Genomic DNA, 11,327 nt, shown 5'->3' on the forward strand with positions numbered 1-11,327 from the left:
ACGCCGAGTTCTTCCAGGATCACGTACTGGATTATGCAGCCGTGTCCCTTCGACATCAGGAACACGTCGTAGTCGGTTCCGCGCATCAGGCCATGGTAGATCACATCGGTGATCTCGGTGCAGGAAAACGCCGGCGCGACATGCAGCGCCGTAACCTGCTGCGAGATGTCGAGAATGCGCCGACGATATCGCCGACAGCGCAGGCGCGCCGCGGGCGCATCGAATGAATTGCGACGAGGTTGCAGCTTCAACATCTTCTGACTTCCATCACGCCCGCAGCACGTAATCGGTTGGCCAGTCGCGGATCTCGTTGAGATAGCGCCTGCCCCACCCGACCATTTCGCCGAGTCCTTCGTCCCAGCCGATTTCCGGTTCCCAGCCGAGGTCGGCCTTGATACGGCTGGAGTCGAGCCAATAGCGGGAGTCCTGCCCCAGCCGATCGCCAGTGACCGTGCATAACCGCTCGAACGGCAGATCCAGCGCCTTTGCCGTACGTTCCACCACTTCGTGGATCGACGTCGGCTGCGCCGGCCCGGCATTGTAGATCACGCCGAGCGGGGCCTTTTCGGCCACCAAATGGATTGCGCGACCAAGATCGCGGGCATGAATAAAGGATTTCTCCGCGCGCCCCCCACCGTGCAGGGGCAGCTTGTGGCCGGTGAGCCCGCACCATACCGCCTTGGGAATCAACCGATGCAGCAGTTGACCTGGGCAATAGGCATTCGACGGGCGAATGATGTTCATCGGAAATTTGAGAAACCTGTGCACCGATTCCAGATACATGTCGAACGCCACTTTCGAGGCGGCGTAGGGACTGGAGGGCTTGATCGGCTCCTCCTCCTTGGCGGCATGGTTCACCGAACCATACATCTCCGAGGTTCCGATCTGAATGAAGCGCTCCAGCCAGTCGCGCTTCATCAGCTCTTCGCACAACCTCGCCAGCGCCATCGAGTTGGTCTCGAAAAACCGCCAGGAATTCTTCCAGGATACCGCGCCCTCGCCTTGCGCCGCGAAATTGACGATGATCTCGGGCTTCTCCTTGTCCAGCAACTCCAGCAGAAGGTCGAGCTCATGGGTGACGTGACGGGCATGGTACGCATATCCCCTGCGCTTCTCGATGCCCAGCGAGAAAGGCTCCGGGCGCAACGCTGCGCGGCCGATGCCGATCACTTTCTTCGGATCGGCATGATCCAGTAGATAAAGCGCGGCGTGAATGCCGAAGCTGCCGCCGCCGCCGAGGATCGCATAGGTCTTGCCGGACATGGTGATGGTTCCTGTTCCTGCGTTCCCGCTTATTCGACAATCGTCCAGTAATAGTCGCCGGTGTAGCCGGCCTCCTCGAACAGCGATATCCAACCTTTCGGATAATCGTAAAATTCAGCCGTCAACACCCAGCTTTCGAAAAGCTCCTTCTGCTCGGGCGTGTGATAGCTGTCGACCTGGACGAAGGCTCGTCCACCCGAGACGCGCTGGATTTCCTGCATGACCTTGATCGCGCGCGAACGCGGAAAATTATGCACTGTGTTGAGGCCGAGAACGCAATCGAAGCTGCGGTCGGGAAAGGGCAGCCGCTCCGCGGTTCCCAGATGGAGACGACCGACCACGTCCGCCTCGCAATTCATCAAGGCATACAGCGAGACGTCGAGCCCGAAGGCCTCAAGGCCGGGGCAGACCGTCATCAGATCCTTGACCAGGAAACCCTTGGCGCATCCGACATCCAGCACGCGCATGCCCGGCTGCAATCCGAAATGCGCGACAATGTCGCGCGCGACCGGGATCCAGCGGCCATCGTAGCGATAGCCGCCATAGCCGTAGTCGCGCGGACCATCGAAATACATCTCGCCATATTGCCTCGCGATGGCGACGACCGCGGGGTCCTTGGCATCCTTCCGCATCTGGATATTGCGCTTCACCGCGGGCAAGGCGCGCAACAGATCGATCTCACTCATGATGATGCCTTCACATTGGCGCGCCGGCCCAGTGTGTAATAGGCAAGACCCGCGGCTTCGGCCGCCATGCGATCCAGAACCGCGTAGGGATCGAGCACGATCTTGCCGCGCAGACTGCGCGCGATTTCCGCCGGCGCAATGCGCCGATAGTCGGGCCACGGCGTCAAGATCATCAGCGCCTCCGCGCCTGCGGTGGCTTGCAGCGGCTCCCTCGCACCGGCTACGGTAGCGTCGCCAGCCGCGGATGCGGGAACCACGGGGTCATGGACCCGGATCGGCACTCCCTTCAGCTGCCTGATCGTGGCCAGCGATGGTGAATTCTTCACTGAATGGGTGTTCTCCTTGTAGGCGAGCCCCCAGACCGCAATCTCGGCATGCGGATGCTGGTCCAGCAATGCCTTGCGAATGGTACGCGCCGCCCAGTCCCGCCGATATCGGCTGTCGTGCCTGAAGGCCTTGACCACGTCCGCATCGCCGCCGTGCGCCTCAGCCAGCCGACAGATAGTTGCAAGGTCGCGCTCCAGGTTGCCACCTGCGATGCCGAGACCCGGCGCCAGATAGGCTGATGGTCCGATCCTGCGATCCAGCTTGAGCGCCGGTACGATTTCCGACCAGTCCGCGCCGATGGCCTCGCACAGTTCGGCCAGCATGTTGGCCACGCTGACGGAGGCGACCAGGCAGCAATTGATCGATATTTTCGCCAGTTCCGCGCTCTCGTAGAGCATCGGCAGAACGGGGCAATTGAAGGCATCAAGCACGGCACGATAGCGCGGATCGAGCGGCCGCTCCGGATCCGCGCATCCCACAATGTAACGCTCCGGCCTGGTGGCGCGCTCCACGGCGCGACCGAACACCAGCGTTTCCACCTGGTAGTAGCGCCGCGCCGGCTCCGGAACGCTCATGCTCCGGGTAAAGCCTGGTTCGACCTGCGACAGAACCACCGCGATCGCGTCCTTGCGCAGAACAGCTCCGACGAGTTCGATCAGCCCGCGCAGCGCGCTGGCATCGCTGCGCCCTTCGTCATCGGTTGCGATGTCCGGCGCGACATAGACGACATCGCAACGGGCGATGTCGGCGGCGTCAGTGCTATAGCTCTGCCGGGCACCATTGGCGGCGATCAGTTCGGGCAAGTCGGGCTCCAGGACCGGAAGCAGACCGTTGCGCAACTTGGCAACCAGCGCCTCGTCGCGGTCAAAACAGATCGTTTCAAAGCCAGCGCTTGCGACCGCAGCTGCCGACACCAGGCCGAGATGAGTCATCCCGACAAATCCCACGACCGGCTTCACGACAGGGCCGCCCGCGCCATCGCTTCGTCGCCAAGCCGCGACAGCACACGATATAGCCAGCGGTCATTCGACAGATCTGTCGGCGCAGGATCCGCGCATAACGAACGGAAGTGAGCGTACTCCGCCGACCAGGTCGGATCGTCCTGGGTCAGCGTCAGGATCGTCTCGGGAGGTCGTCCACTGGGCAGCACGCGCGTCCGCCGAATGAAGCTCGATGGGCCCCATTTGCAGAGCGAGGTGATGTGTGCCGTCCCTTTCTCGGCGAGGATGTCGCAGGTAAAATGATTGCGCCACATCAAGAGCGTCATCTCCAGTTCGATCCGGGGCACCTGCCCCTCGCTGGCGATGACGACGTGGTCGGGCGCCAGATTTTCGAAATTGTTGGCGGCCGTGATCGCAAAACTCGGTGTCATGTCGCCGAACCAGAAGCGGTACGTATCGAGCAGATGCGAGCCGAGGTCCGGCAGCACGCCTGCCCCCTTGTCGCGCCATCCCGATTCCCGCACCAGACGCGCCGTACCGTTGCCGTAGAACATCCGGCAAGTGTAGATCTGCCCCAGTTCGCCGGAAGCGATCAGGTCGCGCATGCGGATGAAATGCGGTTCGAAGCGATGATTGTAGGCGGTGTATATGACGACCCGCCTCTCTCTCGCCTTGTGCTCGAGTTCGAACAGGTCGCTTTCACGATCGACCCAGAGCGGCTTCTCGACCAGCACGTGCTTGCCATGAGCGACGCAGTAGGACAGCAACTCCCGCTTGGGCTGATCCGGAATGCAGGCCAGCACGGCGTCGTACCGTGCCAGGGGAACCTGCGACAGCGCACAAAAATCGGCATCAGGATTGACCGGATCGACCGAAGCGACATAATCGGCACCGGCGCATTTGCGGCGTTTGTAGCCCTGCACGCCAAGCCCTGCGACCACGACGCGCATCTCAGGCAAAGTTCATCTGCCGTTCGACATCGGCGATCTTGGCACGGACATTGTCGGGCGTGATCGGAATATTTCCGTCACACTCACATTCGCAAGCGGCGGCGAAGGCGCCGAGGATGGTGGCAACCGCATCGTTCCTCGAAATCAACATCGCCAGAGTCGAATAGGCCAGCAACGCGTCTCCGGCTCCCACCGCGTCCACCACTCGATCAACGAAGCTGTCGATGACAAAGAAGCTGTCGAGCGACACGTGATCCCTGCCGCGACAGGCAAGAATGCCCCGCTCGCCGAGCTTGAGTATCAGCAATTTGCAGCGCGCGGTATCGTATAGAACCGATGCCAGCGGCCGGATGCCGGAATCCTGGTCCGCCAGCGCAAACCGTGCCTCACGCTCGTTCGGCGTGATCATGTCGAAATCGGTGAACTCAGTGATGTTACCCCAGCGGCTGGCAACCTGGCTGTCGGCCACACGATAGACGCCTGGCGGAATTGCCTTGATCAGTTCGGGAAGGGTCCGGCGATTGAACAGCCCGTGACGGAAATCCGAATAGACCACCGCGTCGGCCGGCGTCGAGCTCACGGCTTCGGCGATAGACGCCAGGATGTTGTCCGAGATCGAACGGTTGTCGAGCGTATCGACTTTGAGCAGGCGGTATCCGTCGACAACGATGGCGTTCTTGTTTACGGTCGGACGGGACGGGTCGATCACGGCACGCATGTCGATGCCGGCCGCTTGCATATCGTCCATCGCAAAGGTTTTGAATGCATCGTCGCCGAGCACCGTGGAGAACGTGACCTTGGCCCCGGCCGCGACCAGATGCTTGGCAACAACCCCTGCACCGCCGACATAATCTATACGGCGTTCATACAGAACGCTCATGGTCGGCGTCTTGCGTGTAGCTGTCCACGATGGTGTCGCCGACGATGTGAACGCGCTGCCCCGGCATGCTGGAAAGCACGTCGCGCAGACGGTCGAAGGTGATATCGTTGCGCTCCATCAGGATCTGCAGGGTTTCCAGCTTCACCGACGGCGGCGCCAGATTGATCAGCGCGCTCGATGAATAGACGATATCGCCGGGCGTGAAGATCAGTTCCCCGCCATAGGCTTCGACGATTGCCGCCTCTTCCGCCGTTCTGGGTGCAAGATCCTTGGCGTTATATTCGAAGCCTTTGGCGAAATAGTCGGGCTCAATCGTCTCGATATTGGCGAGCGGCGTATCGTTGCGGTCGATGATGACGTAGTCGACCATTTCGAAAGCCGCGAGATTGAGCGCGCGCAGATCCTGCGTCACATGCGGACGATGAACGCCCTTGGTAATGTGCTTGTCGGCCGTGATACTGGCGACCAGAAGGTCAGCCTTGCTCTTCGCGTACAGCAAATGCCTGATATGTCCGGGATGCACCACGTCGAACACGCCATGGCACATGATGACGCGCTTTTTTCGCGGCGGCGGGCCAATAATCGCACGCAACTGCTCCGCGGTTTTGATCTTGTGCCGGTAACGCTCCATCAATGAAACCATATTGGCGCTCTCATTGAACTTTTTCTTTGCCAAGATAGCGGAACCAGCTTTCCGTGGCCTGGGCGATCGATGCCGGATCCCACAGCGGAGCCTCGCGCCAACGCTCGATATCGGTGAGCATGCGCCGGACACCTTCCGGGAATGAGACCGCGGGCCTCCAGCCGAGTTCTGTCGTGATCTTCCTGATATCGGCGAATGTACAGTCGGGTTCGCCCGGACGCCTCGGAACATAAGTCACGTCGCCTCCGATCAGCGATACCAGCCGGTTGATCGATTGCGGGTTGCCGGCCCCGACATTGAATCGTTCGCCTGACGATTCGCTCCGCGCGGCGGCCAGGAACGCGGCCACAACGTCTGTGACGTAGACGAAATCCCTTGTCTGTGTCCCGTCCCCGACGACCGTGAAAGGTTTGCCGGCAAGCTTCTGCCGCAGGAACACGCCAAAGACCGCGCCATAGACGCCGGTGGTCCGCACACGCGGACCATAGGCATTGAAGATGCACACCGCATTTGCCGGCAGCCCATAAACCCGATGCCAGTGGAAGGCGGCCTGCTCGCCCAGATATTTCGAAAGCGCGTAGGGATATTGAGGTGCGATCGGATGCCCCTCGTCGGTCGGGGTTGCCGCCAGTCCGTAGCACGAAGACGAGGAGGCGTAGACGACTTTACCGACGCCTGCCGCCCGCGCGCATTCCAGCACCCGAACGGTCCCTTGTACGTTGACGTTCATGTATTCAATCGGCCGCTCGATCGACGGCACGATGTCGCCGATGCCCGCGAAATGAAAGACGTAGCTGGCGCCCTCGAAAATCGGCGTGCCGGCCTCAAGCGCAAGGATGTCCTGCCAGTAGCAGGCCAGCCCGGGATCACCCTTGCGGTGCTCCAGATTCGACCGGTGGCCGCCGCTCAGATTATCGATCACCCGTACGGCAAAGCCAGAATCCAGCAGCAGATCGACCATGTGGCTGCCGATGAATCCGGCGCCGCCGGTCACGATGGCGACAGGCTTCGACATCAGGCCGCGCGCAGCCGTTTGAGGCGCTTCACGTTGAAGTACTGGTCGTCGTTCATGCTGTCAGGAATGCGTCCGTCGCGGAAAGCCTCGCAGAGGCCGCGTACCGCGTCTTCGATGGTGTGACGCGGCGCATAACCGAGCACCTTCCTGATCTTGTCGGAGTTGATGTGGTAGGAGCGCAAATCATCGCTCGGCGTAGTCACGATGGCGACTTCGCCTTTCTCCGGGAATTCCTCCGACACAATCCGCTGGACCATGCTGGCAATGTCCATGATGGAGAGGTTCTGATAGCCGACATTGAAGGTCTCTTTCTGGATCTTTTCCGACGGCGCGACGAGGAAAAGCTTCACCGCATCGCAGTAGTCCTGAACATGCAGGTTGGGGCGCAGCTGCGACCCCCCAAAGACGGTAATCTTGCCCGCATTGATGGCATGATTGGTCAGGATATTGACCGATAGATCGAGCCGCAGGCGAGGCGCATATCCGCACACCGTCGCCGGCCGGAAGATGACCCCGGTGAAGCCATCATCCGCGTGCTTTTTCAATAGCGGCTCGCACGTGCCCTTGAACTTGTTGTAGAGCGTCAACGGCACCAGGGGGTGGTCTTCGGTCACATCCGGTTTGTCGGAGACACCGTAGACCGAACTTGAGGAAGCATAGATGAAACGCTTCACGCCCGCCTTCTTGGCCGCCATTACCATCGGCTCGAATGCATCCATATTCACCGATGTCGACAGCGCCTCGTCAAGCTCGAAACTCGCATCGTTGGAGATGCAGGCAAGGCTGACGAATGCATCGTGGCCCGCACTGGTCGCGGCCAGATGCGCCGTGTCGCGGATGTCGCCCTTGACCACGCGAAGATTGGGATTGTTCTTCGGCAGAAAGGCGTCGCCGAAGAACATTGTATCGTAGACCGTGACCTCGTAACCCTGATCAAGCAGCTGGGGCACCAGCAGACTGCCGCAATAACCTGCGCCACCCGTGACGAGAACACGGTCGAAGAGCTTATGCATGGCCATGCCCATTGCTCAGGCCGCGGACTTTGCGGGATTGATCGAGAACGACGACGCGGTGGCGTCGCGATAGAACATCTGAACCGTCTCCCGCGAGTAATCCAGGAGATCCTTGCCAGCCAGGCTGAGCTTGGCAATCATGTCGTTGCTGCAGGTGATGATATGGCAGCCAACGTCATCCGCCTGGAAGATGTTCAGCACCTCACGCGGGCTGGCCCACAGCAATTGCGCCTTGGGCTTGGCGCCAAGAATATCCTTGCACGCCCGCATATGCGGCACCGGATCGATACCAGTATCGGCCACACGCCCTGCGAACACGGAAACGATGGCCGGCACATCATCGTCCAGCATCTCGGCGACGGCCGCAACCTGCTCCGGCGTCATGATCGCGGTGACGTTGAGTTGAACGCCCTCGGCCGCCAGCGCGTGGATAACAGGCCCCGTGAACGCGCCCCTTGTCGTCATGACCGGAACCTTGACGTTCACGTTCGTGCCCCAGGAGGCGATCACGCGGGCCTGCGCGACCATGCCGGGAAAATCGTCGGCAAACACCTCAAATGACACTGGATGCTGCGTGACCTTTTCCAGCAGGCTGCGCGCAAAGGACTCGTAATTCGTTACGCCAGCCTTCCGCATCAATGTCGGATTGGTGGTGAATCCCTTGACATGCGCAAGTTTGGCCATATTGAAAATGCCGTCGAGATCGGCACCATCGGCATATATCTTCACCCTGAGTTCGTTCACTGCGCGCATCGCCGCTCCCGGTTGTTCGGCATCGTGCCCAGAATGACGTCCGCCGCTTCCGCAAGGGTGCGAACGGTGAAGTCGGCAGATGCGGATTTCAGTTCACTTACATGGTCGTGGTCTATAAAAACTGTCCTGCAACCGGCGGCCCGGCCAGCCTCTACATCACTGCAACGGTCGCCCACCATTACACTTGCCGCGAGATCGATTTCGCAGCGTCGTGCGGCGTTGACCAGCATCTCCGGCTTCGGCTTGCGGCAATTGCAAGCTTCGGACTGGGAATGCGGACACATCTCGATGCGATCGATCGGCAGCGCCTGCGCCATCAGCCGGTGCATCTCGCTCACGACATCAACCGACACCAGCCCGTTGCCGATATCAGGCTGATTGGTGACGACGACAAGCAGATAACCCGCCGCCTTCAATCGCCCGAGTGATTGAGCCGCATACGGATAGATACTGAACGCTGCAATGCTGCGCGGAGCGTAGCTGCGGCCATCGCGCAATTCGGGAACGGCCTGAAAGGCCTCCGAGAGCGGGGTCACCCATTCAGCCTTCACTTCGGGGATGACGACCACGACGTCGCCGTTCCTGGCGGTGTAGCCCGTTTGCTTGCCGACAATACCGAATACTTTCGCACCGCGCGAGCGAGCAAACTCAATGGCCCTTACGAGGTTGGTCGAAACGTTTCGCTCGACGTCTCCGCCACCGACCGAGAGGACAAAAATCGCATCACGCTCGCTCAGGCGACTTACTTCAAGCCAGCCTTCGAAAATGGTCTCCCAGCCCTCATCATTGGCGCGCGCCGTCAACTCGGACACGTTATCGACAGGGGAATAGGTTTCAATGCCGCACAGCTTGCGGAAGTCGTTCACGGCGTGGCTGCAATTTGCGGCGCTGCCACCGATGCCCAGCATGAAGAGCCGACCGCCACGCTCGCGTACCACCCCGAGGGCAGCCGCGAGCGCATCGATTCTTGAAAAATCGATTTTGCCGCAAATTGCGCCCGACTGGGCGAAGAATTCAGCGGCGTGACCGGATATTTCATTTTGCAGCGGCAAGGCTTTGCTTCTTTCAGGGAGAATCATGCAGTGAGTCTAATGCGCATCCTGAAGTAAAGATGTCAGTACAAATACGTGGGTAAAGAATACTGCCCGTCGCTATGCACATCGCGGTGCTTATGAAGCAGCCTTTTAGCCATCCATGACCCGGGGCCCGAACCGAGCCCATCGAAGTCGAACCCGAGAGATGAAATTTTCTCAAGCTACCGCAGCCCGGGTGAATCAGGTCCACCCGGCTGACATCCAAACGTCAGGCTTGGGCCGCGTCAGGCGACCGCGACCACATCGTCCTCAATCGAGACGCAAACTTTTCGGCCCAACGTGGGAAGCAGGAACACGACGCGACCGCTGTCCGCCAGACCGTCGAACAAGGCCGAATTCTCGGCGAAGGCGCCTGCGATGACCCCCAACCGGTCTCCCGGCGCGAACTTCAGGCGCTTATCCAGGCTGATACAAAAACGCTTTTGTCCTCGCGCGCTCTCAGCGAGCGAGGAACCTGCGCCGGCACCGGAGCAGGGTCCGACCCACTAAACGCGAGACTCGCGACGCCAAACGTCGATCGAATGGAGCGCTATCGCTGCGTCACCATTGATTCGCGCGAACATATGTCGGAAGTAATGGTCCAGATGGCGCGGCAAGTAAATCTCAAATGCTTGCTGCAAGAGGTTACTTCGTGGGGTCCGTCGTCATCCAGAGCAATGACTTCGAATCCGGCACCGTGATGCCGGTGTGGTCATGGCCGCGCAGGCCGGGAATGGAATCGGCCGATGCCTTGTGCGGCGACACGCCGACCGCCAGCGCGGTGACGACGGCAAACAGGATTATGGACTTGCTCATGGTGGTCCCCTTTGGTTCGATATCGCGGCTTTCTCAGAACTTTCCTTGGATCAGCCCGGCGACGCCAGCTGTCGTTCGACGGCCTTGGGATCGTGGGCGAGGCCCTGCGCGAGGCCACGCGCCATCTCGCCGACATAGATCTCTTCCTCGCCGGCCTCGAAGCCGTCGAGTATCTCCTTGGCCGCATCGGGTGGCGACATCTTCGGGATCGGAAGCCCCGCGGTCATCCGGGTATCCACCGCGCCCGGCAGGGCGGCGGCGACCCGAACGCCCTTCGATCCCAGATCGGCGCGCAACCCTTGCGTCAGGCTGAGGGCTGCGGCCTTTGAGGCGCAGTACGAGCCCATGAACGGCAGGTTCACGCGGGACAGGATCGTCAGCAGGTTGAGCACCGCGCCCTTGTTCGCGATCAGGATCGGCGCGAAGGCGCGCGTCACGCGCAGCGGCCCCAGATAATTGGCCTCGATTTCCGCTTCGGCCATCGCCAGATCAGGCGCGACCAGAAAGCCGGTGTTGTGATTGATGCCGGCATTGTTGATCAGGAGCGTGATGTCGGTGGCGACCTGGGCGGCCTTGGTGACGTCTTCATCGCTGGTGACGTCCATCTTGATCGGCACCAGCTGGTCGGACCCGGCGAGAGCGGAAATATCGCGCGCGGCGGCATAGATCTTGGCTGCGCCGCGGGCCATAAGGGCGGCGATGAGGGCCTGCGCGATCGCGCCGGAGGCCCCGGTGATGAGAACGACAGAACCCTTGATGCTCTCGGTCATGCGGCTGATCCTTGCTGGTGGGGTGTTACAACGGGTGCGGAATCATCGAGCCAGCCCGGCTCGACGTCGGGCAATGGAATGGCGGACAGCAGCTGTCGCGTGTAGGGATGCTGCGGGGCGCTGAAAACCCGGGCGATCGGTCCGTATTCGACGACCTCGCCATGCTGCAGGATCGCAACATCGTCGCAGAGCACGCG

At 60.8% G+C, this 11,327-nt stretch carries 14 protein-coding genes and 1 pseudogene; all 15 read right to left on the reverse strand.

Features of this window, described 5'->3' with window-relative positions:
* Positions 1-254 (reverse strand): annotated as a pseudogene (locus tag ABSG20_RS29640) (transketolase); the annotation flags it as partial.
* A gap of 13 nt (positions 255-267) precedes the next feature.
* Entirely contained in the window at positions 268-1,263 is a 996-nt protein-coding gene (locus ABSG20_RS29645; RefSeq protein WP_423868016.1) for a GDP-mannose 4,6-dehydratase, read from the reverse strand.
* 29 nt (positions 1,264-1,292) lie between these two features.
* The gene (locus ABSG20_RS29650) at positions 1,293-1,949 is read right to left on the reverse strand and encodes a class I SAM-dependent methyltransferase (RefSeq protein WP_423868017.1); all 657 of its coding nucleotides are present in this window, start codon (positions 1,947-1,949) and stop codon (positions 1,293-1,295) included.
* Positions 1,946-3,235, reverse strand: coding sequence for a nucleotide sugar dehydrogenase (locus ABSG20_RS29655; RefSeq protein WP_423868018.1), 1,290 nt, complete (start codon positions 3,233-3,235; stop codon positions 1,946-1,948). Before ABSG20_RS29655 ends, ABSG20_RS29650 begins: the two co-directional genes overlap by 4 nt.
* The gene (locus ABSG20_RS29660; RefSeq protein WP_423868028.1) at positions 3,232-4,167 is read right to left on the reverse strand and encodes a Gfo/Idh/MocA family protein; all 936 of its coding nucleotides are present in this window, start codon (positions 4,165-4,167) and stop codon (positions 3,232-3,234) included. The genes ABSG20_RS29655 and ABSG20_RS29660 overlap by 4 nt, the downstream gene beginning before the upstream one ends.
* A gap of 1 nt (position 4,168) precedes the next feature.
* A complete protein-coding gene (locus ABSG20_RS29665; RefSeq protein WP_423868019.1) occupies positions 4,169-5,047 on the reverse strand; it encodes a PfkB family carbohydrate kinase in 879 nt (292 codons plus the stop codon).
* A complete protein-coding gene (locus tag ABSG20_RS29670) occupies positions 5,031-5,690 on the reverse strand; it encodes an adenylyltransferase/cytidyltransferase family protein (protein ID WP_423868020.1) in 660 nt (219 codons plus the stop codon). The genes ABSG20_RS29665 and ABSG20_RS29670 overlap by 17 nt, the downstream gene beginning before the upstream one ends.
* A gap of 10 nt (positions 5,691-5,700) precedes the next feature.
* Positions 5,701-6,705, reverse strand: coding sequence for an NAD-dependent epimerase/dehydratase family protein (locus tag ABSG20_RS29675; RefSeq protein WP_423868021.1), 1,005 nt, complete (start codon positions 6,703-6,705; stop codon positions 5,701-5,703).
* The gene (locus ABSG20_RS29680) at positions 6,705-7,724 is read right to left on the reverse strand and encodes an NAD-dependent epimerase/dehydratase family protein (protein ID WP_423868022.1); all 1,020 of its coding nucleotides are present in this window, start codon (positions 7,722-7,724) and stop codon (positions 6,705-6,707) included. The genes ABSG20_RS29675 and ABSG20_RS29680 overlap by 1 nt, the downstream gene beginning before the upstream one ends.
* A 9-nt stretch (positions 7,725-7,733) precedes the next feature.
* Positions 7,734-8,471, reverse strand: a complete 738-nt coding sequence (locus ABSG20_RS29685) for a transaldolase (protein WP_423868023.1) — start codon at positions 8,469-8,471, stop codon at positions 7,734-7,736.
* Positions 8,459-9,550 carry an HAD-IIIA family hydrolase gene (locus tag ABSG20_RS29690; protein WP_423868024.1) on the reverse strand — a complete coding sequence of 364 codons (1,092 nt, stop codon included), beginning with the start codon at positions 9,548-9,550 and terminating at the stop codon, positions 8,459-8,461. The genes ABSG20_RS29685 and ABSG20_RS29690 overlap by 13 nt, the downstream gene beginning before the upstream one ends.
* 239 nt (positions 9,551-9,789) lie before the next feature.
* On the reverse strand, positions 9,790-9,933 hold the full coding sequence (locus ABSG20_RS29695; RefSeq protein WP_423868025.1) for a hypothetical protein: 144 nt from the start codon (positions 9,931-9,933) through the stop codon (positions 9,790-9,792).
* 256 nt (positions 9,934-10,189) lie between these two features.
* Positions 10,190-10,360: a hypothetical protein gene (locus ABSG20_RS29700; protein ID WP_423868026.1), complete on the reverse strand. Its 171-nt coding sequence runs from the start codon at positions 10,358-10,360 to the stop codon at positions 10,190-10,192.
* Between the two features lie 50 nt (positions 10,361-10,410).
* Entirely contained in the window at positions 10,411-11,130 is a 720-nt protein-coding gene (locus ABSG20_RS29705) for an SDR family oxidoreductase (protein ID WP_423868027.1), read from the reverse strand.
* A partial coding sequence (locus ABSG20_RS29710; RefSeq protein ID WP_490338348.1) for an ABC transporter ATP-binding protein occupies positions 11,127-11,327 on the reverse strand: 201 nt, incomplete at its 5' end. The genes ABSG20_RS29710 and ABSG20_RS29705, both read right to left, overlap by 4 nt.

Source organism: Bradyrhizobium sp. (assembly GCF_049512235.1).
Lineage (GTDB): Bacteria > Pseudomonadota > Alphaproteobacteria > Rhizobiales > Xanthobacteraceae > Bradyrhizobium.